This is a genomic window from Blastococcus sp. SYSU DS0617 (genome assembly GCF_054051075.1).
In genome coordinates, this window is the sequence record NZ_JBJHAO010000001.1 from 263,124 (window position 1) to 284,105 (window position 20,982).

Consider the following 20,982-nt stretch of genomic DNA (forward strand, 5'->3'; position numbering starts at 1 on the left):
CTCAGTCGAGGACGACGTCGTCGCCGTCGCGGCGCGCCCGGCGGACGCGCAGCCGCACCAGGCGGCCGACGGCGGCGACGAGCCCGGAGTAGACCGGGGTCGGCCCGTGGTAGCCCAGGAAGCCGCGCGGGCCGTCGACCATCTCGCCGGTGCGCACGTCGTAGCGGCTCTGGTGCCACGGGCACACCAGGCAGCCGTCGGCGTCCACCGTGCCCTCGGACAGATCGGCGAGCTGGTGCCGGCAGCGGCGGGAGACGGCGAAGTGGCGGTCCTGCCCGGCCGGTCCCGGGCCGCGGTTGCCCACGGCCCAGTCGCCGACGCGGCGCACCCTCCCCGGGGGCAGCTCGGTGGCGGGGATCCGGTCGTCCTGCGGCACGGGGAACTCCTCGGGATGCGGGGTGGGTGGGCACCGCCTACCCACAGCGATCCCGCCCGACCCCCGCTGCGCCGGTACCTTCGATCGGTGATCCGTGTGAAGGTGGCCGTCCGCAGGCTGTTCGTGGTCGTGGGCGCGTCCGCCCTGCTCGCCGTCGGTGCTGCCGGCCCCGCGCTGGCGGAGGAACCGTTCCGGCTCGAGGACCGCATCGTCGACGAGGCCGGCGTCCTCGGGGGCGAGGCCGAGATCGAGGCCGCCCTGGACGAGTTGCAGTCCGAGGACGGGATCCAGCTGTTCGTCGTCTTCGTCGACGACTTCGGCGGCTTGAGCAGCGAAGAGTGGATGACGGAGACGCAGCAGCTCTCCGGGTTGGGCGGTGCCGACGCGATGCTCGCCGTCGCCGTGAACCTGGGCGAGTACGTCATCGACGTGCCCGACGGCGCGGACGCGACCCGCGCGGAGGCCGAGCAGCTGGCCAACCAGGCCATGGTGCCCGAGTTCCGCGAGGGCGACTGGGCGGCCGGCGTCGTCACTTACGCCGACATCCTGCGCACCGGCGAGGCCCCCGGCTCCGGGGACGGCGGTGGCGGTGGTGCGCTGCTGGTCCTGGTCGGCATCGCCGTCGTCGGTGGCGGCGCGTACCTGGTCAGTCGCAACCGGCGGCGCAAGGCCGAGGCGCTGCCTCCGCCGGTCACCCGGCTGGAGAAGGTCGACCCGTACGCCGGTGTCTCCACCGACGAGCTGCAGGGCCGGGCGAGCAACGCGCTCCTGCAGCTCGACGAGGCGATGCAGACCTCGCAGCTGGACCTCGACTACGCCCGCCTGCAGTACGGCCCGCAGGCGGTCGACGGGTTCGACAAGGCCCTGGCGACGTCGCGCGACGAGCTCTCCCGGGCCTTCGCGATCCGCCAGCAGCTCGACGACGACATCCCGGAGGACGAGCCGACCACGCGCCGGATGCTGGGGGAGATGCTGCAGCTGACCCAGGCCGCCGGCACCCGGCTGGACGAGCAGGCCGAGGCGTTCGCCGCGCTGCGCGACCTGGAGCACACCGCGCCCCAGGTGCTCGACGCCCTGGCGCCGCGGATCGCCGAACTGCACGCCCGCATCCCGCAGGAGGAGCAGCGGCTCGAGCAGCTGCGGCAGCGCTTCGCCGCTTCGGCGGTCGCCCCGGTCGCGGACAACGTCACCGAGGCGCGCGCCCGGCTCGCCGCCGCCGAGCAGGAGGTGCAGGAGGCCCGGACCGCGCTGGCCTCGCCGGAGCCCGGCACCGCCGTGGGCGACATCCGCGCGGCCGAGGACGCGGTGGCCCAGACCGCCACCCTGCTCGACGCCGTCGGCCGGCTCGGCACCGAGCTCGACGCCGCCGGGAGCCGGGTCGCCGCGATCCGGGCCGAGACCGAGAAGGACCTCGCCGAGGCGCGCGCGCTCGTCGCGTCGGGCGACCGCAGCGGCCTGCGCCCGCAGATCAGCCGGGCGGAGGCGGCACTCACCGCGGCCGACGGCGCGCTCGCCGGCGACCGGCCGGACCCGCTGGCCGCGCTGCGGCAGCTGGAGGAGGCCGACATCGCCCTGGAGCAGGCGCTCGCCGTGGCGCGCGACGCGCAGACCCAGGTCCGCCGGGCGGCGGCCGCCCTGGAGCAGGCGATCATGACCGCCCGGTCGGAGATCGCCTCCGCCCGCGACTTCATCGCCACCCGGCGGGGTGCGATCGGCCCCGAGGCGCGCACCCGGCTGGCCGAGGCGCAGCGGCACCTCGACGCCGCCGTCGCCCGCGGGCGCGACGAGCCGGTGGCGGCGCTGCAGGAGGCGCACCAGGCCACCTCGCTGGCGCGCTCGGCGTTCGAGCGGGCCCAGGACGACCTCTCCGGCTGGGGCGGCGGCTACGGCGGCGGCCCCGGTGGGTTCGGCGGCGGCTACGGGCCCGGGTACCGCCGGGGAGGCGTGGACCTCGGCAGCCTGGTGCTCGGCGGCATCCTGCTCGGCGGCGGCCGGGGCGGCGGCTTCGGTGGTGGCTTCGGCGGTGGGGGCGGCTTCGGCGGAGGCGGCTTCGGTGGCGGAGGTGGCGGCGGGGGCGGCTTCGGCGGCGGCCGCTTCTAGGTCCTCGCGCCAGGAGCCCTGGGAACTGTCGGACCCCGGTGGCAGCGTGACCCTCCTCACACAGAGGAGGAGAGATGCCCACTCGAGACACCGCCTGGCCGGCCGGCACCCCGTGCTGGATCGACTACGGCGCCGCTGACGTGGACGGCGCGAAGGCCTTCTACGCCGACCTGCTGGGCTGGTCCTGGACCGGCGGCGGCGAGGAGTTCGGCGGCTACCTGAACGCGCAGAAGGACGGGGCGCAGGTCGCCGGCCTCGGCCCGCTGATGGGCGAGGGTGACCCGCCGGCCTGGACGACGTACTTCGCCACCGACGACGCCACGGCGACCGCGGGCCGCATCCGCGAGGCCGGCGGCACCGTCGTCGTCGAGCCCATGGAGATCGGCCCGCTGGGCACGATGGTCATCGCGCTCGACCCGCAGGGTCATGCGTTCGGGCTCTGGCAGTCCGGGCAGCACACCGGCGTCCAGCGGTACAACGAGCCCGGGGCCCTGGTGTGGAACGAGGCGGCTGTCGAGGACCCGGACGCGGCGCACCGGTTCTACACCGCGGTGTTCGGCTTCCAGTGGCAGCCGATGGAGGGGATGGCGCCCTACGCCAGCTTCGGCACCGGAGGAGATCCGCTCGGTGGGCTCGGCGAGATCTCGCCCGGACTGCCCAGCGGCTGGACGGTCTGCTTCGCGGTGTCCTCGACCGACGGTGCGGTCCGCGCCGTCGAGGGGGCGGGCGGCAAGGTGCTGCACCCGGCGGAGGACACCGAGTTCGGCCGGTTCGCCGTGCTCGAGGACCCGTGGGGTGCCTCGTTCTCGGTCATGGTGTCCCCGGGCTGAGCCCGGCGTCGCCGGGCGTCGATCCCTCGGCGGCCGCAGCCGCCGAGGGATCGGACGTCAGGCGCGGGGAGCAGGCGGTGCGGCCTGCCCGCTCTCGCCCCGGACCCCGCCGTGCGGCATCGGCTCGCGGCGTCCGTAGGCGGCGGGGATCGAGCCCAGTCGCCCCTTCTGGAAGTCCTCGAACGCATCGAGGACCTCCTGCCGCGAGTTCATGACGAAGGGCCCGGCCATGGCGATCGGCTCGCGGATGGGCGCGCCGCCGAGGACGACGACGTCGAGCGCCGGCGTGCGCGACTCCTGGTGCACCGCGCCGTTGATCGTCACGGTGTCCCCGGGGCCGAGCACCGCGAGCTGGCCGGTGCGGACCGGCGCCGCGTCGATGCCCACCGACCCGGCACCGGAGAGCACGTAGACCAGGGCGTTGAAGTCCGGACGCCACGGCAGGTCCAGGGTGGCGCCGGGGGAGACGGTGGCGTGCACCATGGCCATCGGCGTGTAGGTGGACCCGGGTCCGGTGGCGCCGGCGACGTCGCCTGCGATCACCCGGAGCAGCGCACCGGCGTCGGCGCTGGCGAGCAGGACGGACTCCTGTGCGCGCAGGTCCTGGTAGCGCGGCTCCACCCACTTCTGCGCCCTCGGCAGGTTCACCCACAGCTGCAGGCCGTGGAAGAGGCCGCCGCTGGCGACGAGGTGCTCCGGCGGGCGCTCGATGTGCAGGACGCCACCGCCGGCGGTCATCCACTGGGTGTCGCCGTTGCTGATCGTGCCCCCGCCGCCGTGGGAGTCGGCGTGCTCGAAGGTGCCGTCGATGATGTAGGTGACGGTCTCGAAGCCGCGGTGCGGGTGCCACGACGTCCCCTTGGGCTCACCGGGCGCGTACTCGACCTCGCCCATCTGGTCCATGTGGATGAAGGGGTCCAGGTCGCGGAGGTCGACGCCGGCGAACGCCCGGCGGACCGGGAACCCCTCGCCCTCGAAGCCCGACGGCGCGGTGGTGACCGAGCGGGTCCGGCGGCGGACGGTGCCCGGGCCCGGGAGCGGGACGCGGGGAAGCGTGGTGGTGTCCTCGACGGTGACGGCAGGCATGCCGGCCTCCTCGGTTGAGAGTTCAACTAGCGACACCGTAACCCAGGCGCCTTCCCAAAGCTTCCCGGCGGACCGGTCCGCGGGACGTGGACGCCGGAGGACGTCGCCTCCCGGGTTTCACCGCGGTCCGCAGCGGACACGGCTGGACGGTGCCGGACCTCCTCCCACCCCGGCTCGGCTGCCCCAAGCGCATGGTCTTCGGCCCGTGCGGCGGGGTGCGCCCCGGTGATCGCTGCGAAGTGGCCGAGCACCGCTGCGTCTTCGTCGACGGGCCGTTGCCGGCCTGGCCGGATCCGCCGGTGGAGCCGGTCGCCACCAGCGGGCTGCTGGCCGCCGCCGCGCGCGGCCCGGTCGTCCTCGCCGACCTGACGACGGCGCCGTTCGACGCCGACTCGGTGCGCCGCGTGGTCGAGGTGCTCGCGCCCGTGTCCGACGCGCTCCTGGCCGGCGAGCACGCCAACCGTCCGGACGTGCCGCCCACGATGATGGCCGCCCGGGTGCACGCGGCCGGCGGCCGGCTGTGGACGACGCTGGCCTGCCGCGACCGCAACCGCGTGGTCCTCGAGCAGGAGCTGGCCGGGCTCGCGGCCCTCGGCGCCGACGGGGTCCTGTGCGTCACCGGCGACGCCCGTGGCCCGGGCGTCCGCACCGGGGCGACCCAGGTGTTCGATCTGGACGGCCCGCGGCTGGCCGCGCTCGCCGCCGGGACCGGGCTGGCGGTCGCCGTGCCGGAGTCACCCGAGGCGCCGCCGGTGGCGGCGCGCCCCGCGCGGGTCGCGGTCAAGCAGCGGGCCGGGGCGCAGCTGTGCGTGCTCAACCACGTGCGCAGCCCGGCGCGGGTCGGTGAGTTCGTCGCCGCGGCGCGGGCGGCCGGCGCGACGCTGCCCTTCGTCGCCGGGGTCGCCGTCTACACCGACGAGCGCTCGGCGCGCGTGCTGCAGCGCTTCCCCGGGCTCCAGCTGGACGACGACCGGGTCGAGCGCGTGCTGGCGTCGTCCGATCCCCGGGCGGCCGGCATCGCGGCCGCGGTCGAGGAGGCGCGCGCCCTGCTCGCGGTCGAGGGCGTCGTCGGCGTGAACCTGTCCGGGATGGGCTCGGGGCGGGGTGAGGACGACGGCGCGCGGGTGAAGGCCGCCGTCGCCGGCGAGCTGAAGGGAACCGCATGACGGAGCTCGAGAGCGAGGCGATGGAGGCGGAGTTCGACACCGTCGCCGGCTGGACCGAGGAGGCCGTCCGGGCCCTCGGGCGCGGCCACGCGATCCCGGCCGGGTGCCGGGGCAGCGGCAGCGAGGGGGCGCTGCGCTGGTTGGCCGACCGCCTGGACCTCCGCCCCGGCAGCCGGGTGCTCGACTCCGGCGCGGGGGTGGGCGGCCCCGCCGCCTGGCTGGCGGCCGATCGGGGGGTGCGGCCGGTCTGCGCGGAGCCGATGGTCGCGGCGGTGCGGGCCTCGCGGCGGTTGTTCGGGCTGCGCTCGGTCGTGGCCCTGGGCCAGCAGCTGCCCTTCGCCGACGCGTCGTTCGACGTCGCGGAGTGCCTCGGCGTCCTCTGCACGACCTCGGACAAGGCCGCTGCGCTGGCCGAGCTGCGCCGGGTCCTGGTCCAGGGTGGGCGCCTGGGCCTGCTGGTCTTCGTCGCGGACGGGCCGCTTCCCTCGGCACCACCGGAGGGCAACGAGTTCCCGTCGGAGGCCGAGATGCGCGGACTGCTGGGCGACGCCGGCTTCGAGCTGCTCGAGACCACCGAGGCGGACCTCTCCGACAGCCCGGAGGAGTGGATGCAGGCGGCCGACGCCGTCGACGCGGAGGTCGAGCGCCGGCACGGGGACGACCCGGCGTTCCGGCAGGCGCAGGAGAGCTCGGGGCGGGTCGGCCGGCTGCTCTCCGACGGCGCGCTGCGCCCCTGGCTCGCCGTCGCCGTCGCCCGCTGACGCGCCCACATCGGCGATCTGGGCGCTTCCCGGCCGCTGACGCGCCCACATCGGCGATCTGGTCGGCGGGGAGAGGGCGCGCGGGCCGCGTGGTCGCTGCTCCGAAACGCGCGGGACACATCCCCGAACTAGGTTCGGGCGCATGGCGGATCTCTTCGACGGCTACCTCCTGGGGCAGCAGTGGGACGAGATGTTCGGCGCCGTCGGGGATCCCCGGCCGGCCTACGCGGGCCTGTTCGCCTCGCTGCAGCCGATCGACGGCGAGGAGCTCGCCGCCCGGGCCGACCTGCTCAGCCAGACCTACCGCGACGCCGGCGTCACCTTCGCCCACGCCGGCGAGGAGCAGCCCTTCCCGCTCGACATCGTCCCCCGCGTCATCGGCGCCGAGGAGTGGGACGTCATCGAGCGCGGCGTCGCCCAGCGGGTGCTGGCGCTGGAGGCCTTCCTCGACGACGTCTACGGCGCCGGCCAGGTCTTCGCCGACCGGGTCGTGCCGCGCAGCGTGGTGACGACGAGCGCGCACTTCCACCGGCAGGCGCACGGTCTGGTCCCACCGAACGGCGTCCGCGTGCACGTCAGCGGCATCGACCTGGTGCGCGACGAGGCCGGTGACTTCCGCGTGCTCGAGGACAACCTGCGCTCGCCGTCGGGGGTCAGCTACGTCATCACCAACCGGGCGGCGATGAGCCAGGTGCTGCCCGAGCTGTTCGCCGACCACCGCATCCAGCCGGTCGACGACTACCCGACCCGGCTGCTGGCCGCGCTCAAGGCCGCCGCGCCCTCGAACGCCGCCGACCCGACCGTCGTCGTCCTCACCCCCGGTGTCTACAACTCCGCCTACTTCGAGCATGCGCTGCTCGCCCGCCAGATGGGCGTCGAGCTCGTCGAGGGCCGCGACCTCGTCTGCGCCGGCAACCAGGTGAGCATGCGGACGACGGACGGGCAGCGCCGCGTCGACGTCATCTACCGCCGCATCGACGACGAGTTCCTCGACCCGGTGCACTTCCGGCCCGACTCGGTGATCGGCTGCGCCGGGGTGCTGAACGCCGCCCGCGCCGGCCGGGTCACGATCGCCAACGCGGTGGGCAACGGCGTCGCCGACGACAAGCTGCTCTACACCTGGGTGCCCGACCTCATCCGGTACTACCTGGGCGAGGAGCCGGTCCTGCAGAACGCCGAGACCCACCGCCTCGACGACCGGGACACCGTCGAGTGGGTGCTGGAGTCGCTGGACCAGCTGGTGCTCAAGCCGGTCGACGGCTCCGGCGGCAAGGGGATCGTCATCGGACCCCGGGCGGACGAGAAGACGCTCGAGGAGCTGGCCGTCAAGGTCCGCGCCACCCCCCGCGACTGGATCGCGCAGAAGCCGATCGGCCTGTCCACCTGCCCGACGCTGATCGGTGGCCGGATCGCGCCGCGGCACGTCGACCTGCGGCCGTTCGCGATCAACGACGGCCAGAAGGTGTGGGTGCTGCCCGGCGGGCTGACCCGCGTCGCGCTGCCCGAGGGGGAGCTGGTGGTCAACTCCAGCCAGGGCGGCGGCTCCAAGGACACCTGGGTGCTCAGCCGCCCGCGTCCGGTGGGCGACGGCGCGGCCGAGGACCCGGCGCGCGACCTCACCACCGTCGAGTTCACCGCGGCCGACCTGCCCGAGGAGCCGCCGACGCAGGACCCGGGCCCGGTCAACGACAACGCCCTGGCCCAGTCCCAGCAGCAGCAGCAGACGGGGGAGGGCGCGCCGTGCTGAGCCGGATCGCCGAGTCGCTGTTCTGGATCGGCCGCTACGTGGAGCGGGCCGACGACACCGCCCGGATCCTCGACGTGCACACCCAGCGCCTGGTCGAGGACCCGTGGATCGACGAGCGCCGGGCGTGCGCGAACCTGCTGGCGCTGATGGGCTCCCCGGTGCCCGACCCCGAGGCCGACACCGAGCGGGTGCTGGCCGCCCTCGCCTTCGACCGGGCCAGCCCGAGCTCGATCGTGGGCGCGCTGTCGGCCGCCCGCGAGAACGCCCGCGGTGCCCGTGAGGTGCTCAGCGCCGAGATCTGGGAGTCGCTCAACGTCACGCACAACGCGCTCCCGCAGCAGCGCACCATGGCCCGCCGGTACGGCCCGCACTCGCTGTTCCGGTTCGTGCGCGAGCGCTCGGCGATGGTGTTCGGGCTGGCCGACGCCACGATGAGCCGCGACGAGAGCTGGCTGTTCCTCATCCTGGGCCGCTCGCTGGAGCGGGTGGACATGACCTCGCGGATGCTCTCCACCCGCGTGCTGGCCGGCGACGCCGCGCCGTCCTGGACGCTGGTGCTGCGCTCCACCGGCGCCTACGAGCCCTACCTGCGCACCTACCGTGGCGTCGTCGACTCCAGCCGGGCCGCGGAGTTCCTGCTGCTGGACCGGCTGTTCCCGCGGTCGGTGTTCGCCTCCCTGGAGCGGGCCGAGGCGTGCCTGGTGGAGCTGGAGCGCTCCACGGTGCGGGACGCCGCCCGGGTCGGGGTCGCCGGCGAGGCGCACCGCATCGTCGGCCGGGCCCGCACGATGCTGGAGTTCATGAGCACCCCCGACCTGCTGGCGCAGCTGCCGGCACGGCTGGAGGAGTTGCAGCGCACCTCGTCGGCGGCGAGCGCCGCGGTGACCCACCGCTTCTTCACCGAGCAGGCGCCGCAGGTGTGGGCGACGGAGGAGGCAGGGTGAGCGGACAGGGGTGTGAGCATCGCAGCGAGGAACGAGCGAGGAGCGGAGCGCCCCGCGGGAGCGAACGGGGATGGCGATGACCCAGTTCCAGACGCAGGCCCCGGCCGCGCGCACCCCCGGCTCCCGCTGGCGGCTGCAGATCGTGCACCGCACCGCCTTCCACTACAGCGGACCGGTGCGCTCCTCCTACAACGAGGCCCGGCTGACGCCGGAGAACAGCGCCCGGCAGACGACGCTGCGCTCGAAGGTGGAGATCGAGCCGGGGGCCACCGCCTACCCCTACCGCGACTACTGGGGCTCGACGGTGACCGCCTTCGACCTGCACACCCCGCACGCGGAGCTCGTGGTCACCGGCACGTCGATCGTCGAGGCCGGCTCGGACCTGGCCGCGCACGACCGGCTGGGCTGGGCCGGGCTGGCCGGCCGGGAGGTGCGCGAGCAGTTCGGCGAACTGCTCGGCCCGACGCCGCTCACCGCCATCGACGACGACGTCGTCGCGGCCGCCCGGGACGTCGTCGGTGACGCGATCCCGCACGACGCCGGGCCACTGGTGTGCCAGTTCGTGCACGACCACATGGAGTACCTGTCGGGCTCCACCAACGTGAAGACCAACGCCATGCAGGCCTGGACGTCGGGCAAGGGCGTCTGCCAGGACATCACGCACGTCACCGTCGGCATCCTCCGCGCGCTCGGTCTGCCGGCCCGCTACGTCTCCGGGTACCTGCATCCCCGGCCCGACGGGGAGATCGGCGCCGCCGTGACCGGCGAGAGCCACGCCTGGGTCGAGTGGTGGGACGGCGGCTGGAACGGCTTCGACCCCACCAACTCCGTCCCGATCGGCAACCGGCACGTCACCCTCGGCCGCGGGCGCGACTACGGCGACGTCCCGCCGTTCAAGGGGCTGTTCTCGGGTCCGCGCAGCGAGGGGCACACGGTGACCGTGGAGGTCACCCGCCTCGCCTGATCGAGCGAAACCGACACGCGGCGCGAGGATGGAGTGACTACACGGGGCTGACCTGCCAGGATGCCGCGGTGCCCCGGCCGGTCGGCGCGGGCGGAGCGGATGAGGGTCCATGCGTCGTCGGTGGTCGGTCCTGGGTGTGGCGGCGAGCGTGCTGGTGGCCGCGGGGTGCACCAGCGAGCCCGAGGAGGTGGCGACCGAGGAGGTGGCCACCGAGCGCGCGGCCGAGGGCGAGGGCTGGACGGTGCTCGTCTACTCGATCGCCGACACCGACCTCGAGCCCTACCTGCTCGCCGACCTCGCGGAGTTCGCCGAGGTCGGGTCGAACGAGAACCTGCAGGTCGCGGCGATGGTCGACCGCGCCGAGGACTACAGCAGCGACCCGCTGCTGGGCATCGACGACTGGGTGGGCGCCAAGTACGTCTCCATCGGCCAGGGCAGCGCCGAGGAGCTCGAGGAGCTCGGCGACGTGGACACCGGTGACCCCGCGCCGCTGGCCGAGTTCATCGCCCAGGGCATCGCCGACCACCCCGCCGAGAAGTACGCGCTGGTCATCAGCAACCACGGCGCCGCCTGGCCGGGCGTCGGCGGGGACGAGGGCTCCGACCACAGCGTGCTGTCCCTCGAGGAGCTGCGCGGCGGCATCAGCGACGGCCTGGAGCAGGCCGGCCTGGACAAGCTGGACCTGCTCGGCTTCGACGCCTGCCTGATGGCCACGTACGAGACGGCCAGCATGATGGCGCCGCTGGCCGACCGGATGATCGCCAGCCAGGAGCTGGAGCCCGGCCACGGCTGGGACTACCGCGCCTTCCAGGTCGCCGCGGACGACCCGGCCGTGGACGTGGACACGCTGGGGAAGTCGATCGTCGACGGGTTCGCCGCCCAGGCCGAGGCCGAGGGCACCGGCGCGGACATCACCCTCTCCATGGTCGACCTGAACAAGATGGCCGACGTCGACTCGGCCGTGACCGACTTCAGCGACGCGCTCAGCGAGCGGGCGGCGGACGTGGCCCCCGTGGTGGGCCGGGAGCGCGCCGAGGTGCTCTCCTTCGGCCGCGACCCCGACCCCACGGTCGACACCCACATGGCCGACCTCGGCCTGCTCGCCGCGGAGATCGGCGTGGACGCCCTCGACGTCTCCGACCAGGCCGATGCGCTGATCCGGGCGATCAACGACGCCGTCCCCTACAAGGTGAACGGGCCGGCGGCGCAGGGCGCCAGCGGGCTGTCGATCTACTTCCCGCCGACCGAGGACCTGCTGAACGCCGATTACGCCTCGGTGGAGAGCGCGCAGGCGTGGGGCGGCTTCCTGTCCAGCTACTTCGACGCCGGGTCCGCGATCCCGGAGGACCGGAAGCCCAGCTTCGAGACGGCCGACGGCGAGGTGGAGTCCTACTTCGACGACTACGGGCTCAACCTCGAGGCGGTCTTCGACGCGGCGGCCGAGGACAACGTGGTGTGGTCCTCGATCAGCTACGGCGAGGTGGGCGAGGACGGGTCGGTCACCTTCTTCGGCGAGGAGCAGGCGGAGGTCTCGGACGACGGTTCGGGGACGGTGCTGGGCAGCTACGACCTCACCGCCATGACGATCAGCGACGGCAGCGACACCTCGTACGCCTACCTCACGGTCACCTGGGGGGACGAGGACGCCGCGTCGGCCACCATCGACGTCCCCCTGGCCTACTACGCGCCGGGCGAGGACGAGGAGTACCGCGACGTCACGCTGACCATCACGTTCGACCAGGAGTCGGGTGACGTGCTCAACGAGACGTACTACGCGTACACGGAGGCCGGCACGTACGGCGAGCTCACGACCGACCCCGAGGGGATCATCGTGCCCAAGCTGCGGGTCGTGGCCGCCGACGGCACCGAGTCGTGGCAGCCGGCCACCGACGTCGGACTCTTCGCCGACCTGCCGAACCTGCAGTACGACTTCGAGCCCCTGGAGAGCGGCACCCCGCTGTACGCGCAGCTGACCGTCACGGACTTCGGCGGCAACAGCGACTCGGTCTCCACGGAGGTGGTCGTCCCCTAGCGGCGGCCGCCGTGGGGCCCGGGGATACTGGGCGGCGATGAGCGCACCCCTGAACCTGGTCAACCTCGAGCGGGTGCACAAGGCACACGGCACGACCGTGATCCTCGACGACGTCTCCCTGGGCGTCGCCGCGGGCGAGCGGATCGGTGTCGTGGGCCGCAACGGCGGCGGCAAGAGCACGCTGCTCTCGCTGCTGACCGGCACCGACGAGCCCGACTCCGGCCGGGTCACCCGCCGCGGCGACCTCGCCATGGGCGTGCTCGACCAGCTGGGCACGCTGCCGGAGGGGACGACGGTCCGCGACGTCGTGCTGCCCACGAGCATGTTCGCCAACGAGCACGAGTGGGCCGCCGACCCCGCCGTCCGCAGCGTGCTCGCGGGCCTGGAGCTGGACCGGATGGGCCTGGACGCCCCGGTCGCCCCGATGTCCGGTGGCGAGCGGCGCCGGGTCGCGCTGGCCGCTCAGCTGATCCGCCCGCTGGACCTGCTGGTGCTCGACGAGCCCACCAACCACCTCGACGTCGAGGGCGTCGCCTGGCTGGCCGAGTACGTGAAGGCCCGGCAGGGCGGGATGGTCGTCGTCACCCACGACCGGTGGTTCCTCGACGAGGTCTGCACCACCACGTGGGAGGTCGCCGACGGCAGCGTGCACGCCTACGACGGCGGCTACTCGGCCTACACGCTGGCCCGCGCGGAGCGGGCGCGGATCTCCTCGGTCACCGAGGAGCGGCGGCAGAACCTGGTGCGCAAGGAGCTGGCCTGGCTGCGCCGCGGCCCGCCGGCCCGGACCAGCAAGCCGAAGTTCCGCATCGAGGCCGCGCAGGCGCTCATCGCCGACGAGCCCCCGGCGCGGGACGCGATGGCGCTCAAGGGCTTCGCCGCGCGGCGCCTGGGCAAGACCGTCTACGAGCTGGAGGACGTCGCCTACGCCGTCCCCACCGACGACGGCCCGCGGACCCTGTTCCAGGACCTCACCTGGAACGTCGGCCCGGGTGACCGCATCGGCATCGTCGGCGTGAACGGCGCCGGCAAGACGTCGCTGCTCAAGCTGCTGGTGGGGGAGACGAAGCCGGACGCCGGCTCGATCGTCGTCGGGCAGACCGTGGCACCGGCCTACCTCTCGCAGCACGTCACCGAGCTGCCGCCGAAGGCCCGGGTGCTGGAGGCGGTGCAGGACGTCGCCCGGATCGCGCGGATCGGCAACCAGGAGATCTCCGCGTCCACGCTGGCCGAGCGGTTCGGCTTCGCGGCCAACCGGCAGTGGACGCCGGTGGGAGACCTCTCCGGTGGTGAGCGGCGCCGGCTGCAGCTGCTCCGGCTGCTCATGGCCGAGCCGAACGTGCTGGTGCTGGACGAGCCCACCAACGACCTGGACATCGACACCCTCACCGCGCTGGAGGACCTGCTCGACAGCTTCCCGGGCACGGTGCTCGTGGTCAGCCACGACCGGTACTTCGTGGACCGGGTCTGCGACAAGGTCGTCGCGCTACTGGGGGACGGCTCGCTCGCCGAGCTGCCCGGTGGGGTGGACGAGTACCTGCGCCGCCGGGCCGCGGGCGGTGCTCCGCTCACCACGGCGGCCGGCAGCGGGGGCACACGTCCGGTCGGGGCTCCGTCGACCGCGGGCCCGGCCGTCTCGGCCGCCGAGGCGCGGGCGGCGAAGAAGGAGGTCGGCCGGCTCGAGCGCCGGATGCTCAAGCTGGACGCCGACGAGAAGAAGCTGCACGCGCAACTCGCCGACGCCGCAGCCGACTACGCGAAGGCTGCCGAGCTCGACGCCCAGCTGAAGGCGCTGCAGGCGGAGAAGGACGAGGTCGAAGAGGCCTGGCTGGCCGCCTCGGAGCTCGCCGACGGCTGACCCGCCCGTCTCCGGTACGGCGTCGGTCCCCGTCACGGCGTCCACCCTCACCGCGGAGCGTCCTCCCTCACGGTGCACGGTGAGGGAGGACGCTCGACGATCAGGTCACCTGATCGTGGCGGGGGTCAGACGGCCGCGCTCGCCTCCGCGCGGTCGCGCCGCCCGAGGACCTCGTCACCGCCGTCCGCACGGTCGCGGCGGGCCGGGGCCTGCTCGATCCGGCCGTGACGCTGCGGGTCATCGAGAGCTATGCCGCGGTCCCGTCCCCCGACCCGGCCCGGGCCGCCGCGCTGGCCGGGCTCACCGAGCGGGAGACCGACGTCCTGGCCCTGGTCGCGGCCGGGCTGTCCAATGCCGAGATCGCCGCGCGGCTGTACCTGGGGGAGGCGACGGTCAAGACGCACGTGAGCCGGATCCTGCTCAAGCTCGGCCTGCGCGACCGCGTGCAGGCGGTCGCGTTCGCCTACGAGAGCGGGCTGGTCACGCCAGGCGGGCGGTGAGCCGGTGGCGGTAACCTGGGGTACCGCCGGTGTCCTCCGACGTCTGTGGTCGTCCCCGAGCCCACCCATGACTCCCGGAGACCCGTGCTCGCGCTGCTGCTCCTCCACCTGGTCGCCGCCGTCCTGGCGCCCGTGCTCGTGCGACGGTGGGGGCGGGACGCCTTCCTGGCGCTGGCGCTGGTCCCCGCCGCCGCCTTCGGGTGGGTGCTCACCCGGCTCGCGAGGGTCACCGACGGCGGCGTCGTCACCGAGACCGTCCCGTGGGTCCCTTCCCTGGACCTCGAGGTCGCCCTCCGGCTGGACGCGCTGTCGCTGACCTTCGCGCTGCTGGTCACCGGCGTGGGCGCGCTGGTGATGCTCTACTGCGCGCGCTACTTCGAGGCCGACGACGAGGGGAGCGCCCGCTTCGCCGGCAACCTCACCGCGTTCGCGGGCTCCATGCTCGGGCTGGTCCTGGCCGACGACCTGCTGGTGCTCTACGTGTTCTGGGAGCTCACCACCGTCTTCTCCTTCCTGCTCATCGGCGGAGCAGGCACCAAGCTGGCGGCCCGGCGCGCAGCCGGCCAGGCGCTGCTCCTCACCACTGCCGGCGGACTGGCCATGTTCGTCGGCCTGATCATGCTGGGCGAGACCAGCGGCAGCTACCGGCTGTCGGAGGTGGTCGCCGATCCGGGCAGCGGTCCCTTCCTGGTCGCCGGGACGATGCTGGTCATCGCGGGCGCGGTGACCAAGTCGGCGATGATCCCGTTCCACTTCTGGCTGCCCGCCGCCATGGAGGCGCCCACCCCGGTCAGCGCCTACCTGCACGCCGCGGCGATGGTGAAGGCCGGCATCTACCTGGTGGCCCGGCTGGCCCCGGGGTTCGCCGATGTCCCGGGCTGGCGGCCGGTCGTGCTGGGGCTGGGCGTCGCGACGATGCTCGTCGGCGGCTACCGGTCCCTGCGGCAGAACGACATCAAGCTGCTGCTGGCCTTCGGCACGGTGAGCCAGCTGGGCTTCCTCATGACGCTGGTGGGGTCGGGCAGCCGGGAGCTGGCCGCCGCCGGGCTGGCCATGACGCTCGCCCACGCCCTGTTCAAGTCGACGCTCTTCCTCACCGTGGGCGTCATCGACCACGCCACCGGCACCCGCGACCTGCGGACCCTGTCCGGGCTCGGCCGCCGGCTGCCGGCCCTCGCCGTCATCGGCACCCTCGCCGCGGCCTCCATGGCCGGGCTGCCGCCGCTGCTCGGCTTCGTGGGCAAGGAGGCGGCGTTCACCGCGCTCTGGGAGGGCGGTCTGCCCGACCGCACCGCCGCCGTCGTCGTCCTGGTCGGACTGGTGCTGGGCTCGGTCCTCACCGCCGGGTACACCGCGCGGTTCCTCTGGGGGGCCTTCGCCCGTAAGCCCGGGTGCGCCGACACCCAGCTGATCCACCCCCCGAGCCCGCTCTTCCTCACCGCTCCCGCGGTGCTGGCCCTGGTCGGCCTGCTCGCCGGGCCGTTCAGCCCGCTGCTGGAGCCGCTGGTCGCCGGCTACGCCGACACCCTGCCGCTGCTGGTGCCGGAGGTGGAGAAGCTCGCGTTGTGGCACGGGCTGCAGCCGGCCCTGCTGCTGTCGGCGCTCACCGTCGCCGGCGGCGCGCTGCTCTTCCTGGCGCGGCGCACGGTCTTCCGCACCCAGCGCCGGCTGGCCGTCGGCGCGTCGGCGGACGAGGGCTACTGGAACACCCTGCAGGCCCTCGACCGCCTCGCCGTCCTCGTCACCGGGACGACGCAGCGCGGCTCGCTGCCGGCCTACCTCGGCACCATCCTGGTGGTCGTGCTCGCCCTCCCCGGGTCGGTGCTGCTGTTCCAGGCGCCGTGGCCGGGGGAGTGGCGGGCCTGGGACAGCCCCATCCAGGCCCTGGTGGGCGCGGTCGTGCTGATCTCCGCGGTGCTCGCGCTGCGCATCCGGCAGCGGCTGTCCGCCGTCCTCGTCGTGGGCGTCACCGGCTACGGCCTCGCCGTGCTGTTCGCGCTCCAGGGAGCCCCCGATCTGGCCCTCACCCAGTTCCTCGTCGAGACGCTCACCCTCGTGGTCTTCGTGCTCGTGCTGCGCAAGCTGCCCAAGGACATCACCGAGCGGCACCTGCCCCGCGAGCGCGCCTTCCGCAGCGTGCTGGCGGTGGCGGTCGGTGCGCTCATGGCGGCGGCGGGCGCGGTGGCGATGAGCGCGCGCACCGCGACCCCGGTGTCGGTGGCCTACCCCGACGCCGCCTACGAGCTCGGCGGCGGCCAGAACGTGGTGAACGTGACGCTGGTCGACATCCGCGCCTGGGACACCCTGGGCGAGATCTCGCTGGTGGTGGTCGCGGCCACGGGCGTGGCCAGCCTGGTGTTCCTGCGCCGGCGGACCGGCGCGGTGGACCGGATGGACCCGGTCCAGCTGGCCCGGCAGGAGCGCTCCTCCCGGCGGGCCCCCCAGGGCCAGTGGCTGGCCGCGACGGCGGCGCTGGCACCCGAGCGGCGGTCGGTGATCCTCGAGGTGGTCACCAGGATCCTGTTCCACACCATCCTGGTCTTCTCCGTCTTCCTGCTGTTCAGCGGCCACAACGAGCCCGGCGGAGGGTTCGCCGGCGGGCTCGTCGCCGGCCTCGCGCTGGTGCTCCGCTACCTCGCCGGCGGTCGCTACGAGCTCGGTGAGGCCGCCCCGGTCGACCCGGGCCTGCTGCTCGGCCTCGGGCTGCTGTTCGCGGGCGGCACCGGCGTCGTCGGGCTGGCGCTGGGCGCCGAAGTGCTGGAGACGGCGATCCTGGAGACCGTGCTGCCCGTGCTCGGCGACGTCAAGCTGGTCACCTCGCTGTTCTTCGACATCGGCGTCTACCTGATCGTCGTCGGGCTGGTGCTCGACATCCTGCGCAGCCTCGGGGCCGAGCTGGACCGCCAGGCCGACGAGGACGACCCGATCGACAGCGCACCCGGGGAGGTGATCGCCCGATGACCCCCACCGTCGTCCTGCCGGTGATCATCGGCGGCCTCTACGCGGCCGGCGTCTACCTGCTGCTCGACCGCAGCCTCACCCGCGTCCTGCTGGGTTTCCTGCTGCTGGGCAACGCGACCAACCTGCTCCTGCTCTCCGCCGGGGGGCCGGCCGGCCTCGCGCCGATCCTGGGGTACGCCGAGCCGGAGGAGATGAGCGATCCGTTGCCGCAGGCGCTGATCCTGACCGCCATCGTGATCACCTTCGGGATCGCGGCGTTCCTGCTGGCGCTCATCTACCGGTCCTGGCGGCTGGTGCGGCAGGAGGTGATCGAGGTCGACGAGGAGGACCGCCGCGTCGCCAGCCGGTCGGCCACCGACGCCGACGAGATCGACCCCGACCACCTGGCCCCCGAGGACCGGTCCGCCATGCACGCGGACACCTTCGCGGCCGACGCGGACGACGACGACGTGGAGCGCGGCTTGGCACGGCACTACTCCGGCATCCCCTCCGACGACGTCGACCTGCTCCCGACACGGCGGAGGCGACGGTGATCAGCGTCCTCACGCCGCTGCCGGTGCTGCTGCCGCTGCTCGGTGCCGCGGCGGCGCTGCTGGTCGGCGGCCGGCACCCGCACGTCCAGCGGCTGCTCAGCGTCCTGGTGCTGAGCTCGGTGCTCGCCGTGTCGGTCGCGCTGCTCCTGCTGGCCGACGCCGACGGCGCCGACGCAGTCTCGGTCGGGGGCTGGCCGGTGCCGCTGGGCATCGTGCTGGTGGTCGACCGGCTGTCGGCGCTGATGCTCGTGGTCGCCGCCACCGTGGCGCTCGGGGTGCTGATCTTCGCCGTGGGCCAGGGTGCGGCCGACGGCGACGAGGAGACGCCGATCTCGATCTTCCACCCGACGTTCCTGGTGCTGATCGCCGGCGTCGCCAACGCCTTCCTGGCCGGCGACCTGTTCAACCTCTACGTCGGCTTCGAGATCCTGCTGACCGCCAGCTACGTGCTGCTGACCCTGGGCGGGTCCGCCCCCCGCATCCGGGCGGGCATCACCTACATCATCGTGAGCCTGCTCAGCTCGCTGCTGTTCCTGGCCGCGATCGCGCTGGTGTACGCCGCCACCGGCACGGTGAACATGGCCCAGCTGGCCGTGCGCCTCCAGGAGCTGCCCGACGGCACCCAGCTGCTGCTGCAGTCGATGCTGCTCATCGCGTTCTGCATCAAGGCCGCGGTCTTCCCGCTGTCGGCGTGGCTGCCCGACAGCTACCCGACCGCCCCCGCTCCGGTCACCGCGGTGTTCGCCGGCCTGCTCACCAAGGTCGGCGTCTACGCGGTCATCCGCACGCAGACCCTGCTGTTCCCCGGCGGCGCGCTGGACCAGGTGCTGATGTGGGCGGCGCTGGCGACCATGGTGATCGGCATCCTGGGCGCGGTCGCGCAGACCGACATCCGCCGGATCCTGTCCTTCACGCTGGTCAGCCACATCGGCTACATGATCTTCGGGATCTCGCTGGCCTCGCAGATGGGGCTGGCCGGGGCGATCTTCTACGTCGTCCACCACATCGCCATCCAGACGACGCTCTTCCTCGTCGCGGGGCTCGTGGAGCGGCAGGGCGGGTCGATGGCCGTGGACCGGCTGGGCGGGCTGGCGACGGCGTCCCCGCTGCTGGCGATCCTGTTCTTCGTCCCGGCGATGAACCTCGCCGGCATCCCGCCGCTGTCCGGGTTCATCGGGAAGCTGGGGCTGCTCGAGGCCGGCGTCGCCGACGGCGGGTGGCTGCCCGTCGTCCTGGTGGCCGCGGGTGCGGTGACCAGCCTGCTGACCCTGCTCGCCATGTCACGGGTGTGGAGCCGCGCCTTCTGGCGGCCGCCGGCGCAGTCGCCGGAGGACGACACGTTCGAGGCCGCCGCGGAGGACTCCGGGCCCGAACTCGCCCCCGCGCCCCCGCCGGATCCCGCCAAGCAGACCCAGCCGGTGGGGGAGAAGGAGACCGCCGACGACGAGGAGCCGGTCGGTGCCGTCGTCGGCGGCCGCGCCGAGGCCCGGCGGGCGGCCTGGGAGCGGCACACCGCTGTCGCCACGGCGACCTCACCGGTCACCGACGGGCTCGGCCAGGACGACCCGCGCGGGCCCTCGCTGCGCCCGCTGCCGCGGGTGATGGTGGGCTCCGCGGCCGTGATGGTGGCGGTGACGGTCGCCCTGACCGGGCTCGCGGGGCCGCTGTACGGGATCGCCGAGCGGGCGGCGGGGGATCTGCTGGACCGGGGGCCCTACATCACCGCGGTCTTCGGCGGGGAGGACGTGCCGTGAGCGAGAGCCTTGCACCGGGCACCGGGCACCGGCTGCGGCACCAGCTGCCGCTGCTGGTCTGGCTGGTGCTGGTCTGGAACCTGCTCTGGGGCACGTGGTCGTGGGCCAACCTGCTCGGTGGTCTGGTGGTCGCGCTCGCGGTAACGCTGCTGCTGCCCCTGCCGCCGGTGGTCGGTGGCACCCGTGTGCGGCCGGTCGGCCTGGCGCTGTTCCTCGGTCACTTCGTGTCGGACCTGGTCAGCTCGGGCGCGCTGGTGGCGTGGCAGACCGTCCGGCCCAGCGGCATCGACCGGAGCGCGATCATCACCGTGCAGCTGCGCACCGACTCGGACCTGCTGCTGACCATCCTGTCCGAGTCGCTGACGCTCGTGCCCGGGTCGATGGTGATCGACATGGACCGCGACGAGCGCACGATCGCGGTGCACGTGCTGCACGTGCGCGACGAGGCGGACGTGGAGAGCCAACGCGAGGCCGTCCTCGCCCAGGAGGACCGGGTGGTGCGCGCCTTCGGTTCCCCCGACGAGATCGCCGCGCTGGACCGCGGGCCAGGAGCGGCCGTCGTCGGCGAGGGGAGGAGGACGCCGTGATCGTGGTCTTCTGGCTCGCCTACGGGATGCTCGGCATCGGGGCGCTGCTCTCGCTGATCCGCCTGGGCATCGGCCCGTCGCTGCTGGACCGCGTGGTGGCCACCGACACCCTGCTGGTCATCATCGCCGCCGGGCTCGCCGTCCACGCCGGGCTGCAGCGGGACCCGACGGTGGTCCCGGTGCTCGTGGTCGTCTCGCTGCTGGCCTTCGTCGGATCGGTGTCGGTGGCCCGGTACATCGGCGGCATGCTGATCCGCTCCACGGGAGACGGCCAGGACGTCGGCCTGCCCGAGGCGGCCGAGGAACGGATCGCCCGGAGCCTGGAGGCCGACAGATGAACGACCTGCGCACGGTGGCCGACGTCGTGGCCGTCGCCTTCCTGCTGCTCGGTGCCCTCCTGTGCCTGACCGCCGGGCTGGGCCTGGTGCGCTTCCCCGACGTCCTCACCCGGATGCACGCCGGAACCAAGCCGCAGGTCCTCGGCGTGCTGCTGATCATGGTCGGGGCCGCGATCCGGCTGCAGGGCTGGTCGGCCACCTGGATGCTGCTGCTCGTCGCGGTGTTCCAGATGCTGACCGCACCGGTGAGCGCGCACATGATCAGCCGGGTCGCCTACCGGCGTCGGCACGTGCGCCGCGACCGGCTGCTGGTGGACGAGCTGCGCACCGGCGTGCGCCAGGATCAGGTGTACCGCGGTGACGAGCCGGCGGACGCGCCGCCCGAGGAGCCGGGCCGCGCGCTGGTGGAGAGCCGGCGGGAGGACGAGGCGCGCTGAGTCGGCGC

Annotated in this window: 18 protein-coding genes; 16 read left to right on the plus strand and 2 right to left on the minus strand. The window is 73.9% G+C overall.

The features are described 5' to 3' along the window. Position 1: 1 nt before the first annotated feature. Entirely contained in the window at positions 2-376 is a 375-nt protein-coding gene (locus ACI793_RS01255; RefSeq protein WP_456604546.1) for a Rieske (2Fe-2S) protein, read from the minus strand. A gap of 87 nt (positions 377-463) precedes the next feature. Between ACI793_RS01255 and ACI793_RS01260 the strand changes: the two genes are divergently transcribed. Together ACI793_RS01260 and ACI793_RS01265 are read left to right on the plus strand one after the other, a co-directional pair. Beyond that, entirely contained in the window at positions 464-2,476 is a 2,013-nt protein-coding gene (locus ACI793_RS01260; RefSeq protein ID WP_456604547.1) for a TPM domain-containing protein, read from the plus strand. Between the two features lie 74 nt (positions 2,477-2,550). Beyond that, complete coding sequence (locus ACI793_RS01265) at positions 2,551-3,306, plus strand: VOC family protein (protein ID WP_456604548.1); 756 nt, start codon at positions 2,551-2,553, stop codon at positions 3,304-3,306. 57 nt (positions 3,307-3,363) lie between these two features. Here the strand turns inward: ACI793_RS01265 and ACI793_RS01270 are convergent, their stop codons facing one another. Continuing rightward, entirely contained in the window at positions 3,364-4,392 is a 1,029-nt protein-coding gene (locus ACI793_RS01270) for a pirin family protein (protein ID WP_456604549.1), read from the minus strand. Between the two features lie 149 nt (positions 4,393-4,541). On the opposite strand from ACI793_RS01270, the gene ACI793_RS01275 reads away from it, so the two are divergent. The 14 genes from ACI793_RS01275 (at position 4,542) to mnhG (ending at position 20,974) form a co-directional block, all read left to right on the plus strand. After that, positions 4,542-5,558 (plus strand): methylenetetrahydrofolate reductase C-terminal domain-containing protein, encoded by a 1,017-nt coding sequence (locus ACI793_RS01275; protein WP_456604550.1) that lies wholly within the window; start codon positions 4,542-4,544, stop codon positions 5,556-5,558. Further along, complete coding sequence (locus ACI793_RS01280; protein ID WP_456604551.1) at positions 5,555-6,319, plus strand: class I SAM-dependent methyltransferase; 765 nt, start codon at positions 5,555-5,557, stop codon at positions 6,317-6,319. Before ACI793_RS01275 ends, ACI793_RS01280 begins: the two co-directional genes overlap by 4 nt. Before the next feature lie 142 nt (positions 6,320-6,461). Further along, positions 6,462-8,066: a circularly permuted type 2 ATP-grasp protein gene (locus tag ACI793_RS01285; protein WP_456604552.1), complete on the plus strand. Its 1,605-nt coding sequence runs from the start codon at positions 6,462-6,464 to the stop codon at positions 8,064-8,066. Then, complete coding sequence (locus ACI793_RS01290) at positions 8,060-9,010, plus strand: alpha-E domain-containing protein (RefSeq protein WP_456604553.1); 951 nt, start codon at positions 8,060-8,062, stop codon at positions 9,008-9,010. The genes ACI793_RS01285 and ACI793_RS01290 overlap by 7 nt, the downstream gene beginning before the upstream one ends. Positions 9,011-9,086: 76 nt before the next feature. Continuing rightward, complete coding sequence (locus tag ACI793_RS01295; RefSeq protein WP_456604554.1) at positions 9,087-9,974, plus strand: transglutaminase family protein; 888 nt, start codon at positions 9,087-9,089, stop codon at positions 9,972-9,974. 109 nt (positions 9,975-10,083) lie between these two features. After that, positions 10,084-12,006, plus strand: a complete 1,923-nt coding sequence (locus ACI793_RS01300; RefSeq protein WP_456604555.1) for a clostripain-related cysteine peptidase — start codon at positions 10,084-10,086, stop codon at positions 12,004-12,006. Positions 12,007-12,043: 37 nt separating this feature from the next. Continuing rightward, entirely contained in the window at positions 12,044-13,864 is a 1,821-nt protein-coding gene (locus tag ACI793_RS01305) for an ABC-F family ATP-binding cassette domain-containing protein (protein WP_456604556.1), read from the plus strand. Between the two features lie 224 nt (positions 13,865-14,088). After that, the gene (locus tag ACI793_RS01310; RefSeq protein ID WP_456604557.1) at positions 14,089-14,364 is read left to right on the plus strand and encodes a response regulator transcription factor; all 276 of its coding nucleotides are present in this window, start codon (positions 14,089-14,091) and stop codon (positions 14,362-14,364) included. Between the two features lie 84 nt (positions 14,365-14,448). After that, on the plus strand, positions 14,449-17,325 hold the full coding sequence (locus ACI793_RS01315) for a Na+/H+ antiporter subunit A (RefSeq protein ID WP_456604558.1): 2,877 nt from the start codon (positions 14,449-14,451) through the stop codon (positions 17,323-17,325). Then, positions 17,322-17,858: a Na(+)/H(+) antiporter subunit C gene (locus ACI793_RS01320; protein ID WP_456604559.1), complete on the plus strand. Its 537-nt coding sequence runs from the start codon at positions 17,322-17,324 to the stop codon at positions 17,856-17,858. Before ACI793_RS01315 ends, ACI793_RS01320 begins: the two co-directional genes overlap by 4 nt. Next, positions 17,855-19,612, plus strand: coding sequence for a Na+/H+ antiporter subunit D (locus ACI793_RS01325; protein WP_456604560.1), 1,758 nt, complete (start codon positions 17,855-17,857; stop codon positions 19,610-19,612). The genes ACI793_RS01320 and ACI793_RS01325 overlap by 4 nt, the downstream gene beginning before the upstream one ends. After that, positions 19,609-20,199, plus strand: a complete 591-nt coding sequence (locus ACI793_RS01330) for a Na+/H+ antiporter subunit E (protein WP_456604561.1) — start codon at positions 19,609-19,611, stop codon at positions 20,197-20,199. The genes ACI793_RS01325 and ACI793_RS01330 overlap by 4 nt, the downstream gene beginning before the upstream one ends. After that, positions 20,196-20,537: a monovalent cation/H+ antiporter complex subunit F gene (locus tag ACI793_RS01335; protein WP_456604562.1), complete on the plus strand. Its 342-nt coding sequence runs from the start codon at positions 20,196-20,198 to the stop codon at positions 20,535-20,537. Before ACI793_RS01330 ends, ACI793_RS01335 begins: the two co-directional genes overlap by 4 nt. After that, positions 20,534-20,974 carry a monovalent cation/H(+) antiporter subunit G gene (mnhG, locus tag ACI793_RS01340; protein ID WP_456604563.1) on the plus strand — a complete coding sequence of 147 codons (441 nt, stop codon included), beginning with the start codon at positions 20,534-20,536 and terminating at the stop codon, positions 20,972-20,974. The genes ACI793_RS01335 and mnhG overlap by 4 nt, the downstream gene beginning before the upstream one ends. The last annotated feature ends 8 nt before the right edge of the window (positions 20,975-20,982 follow it).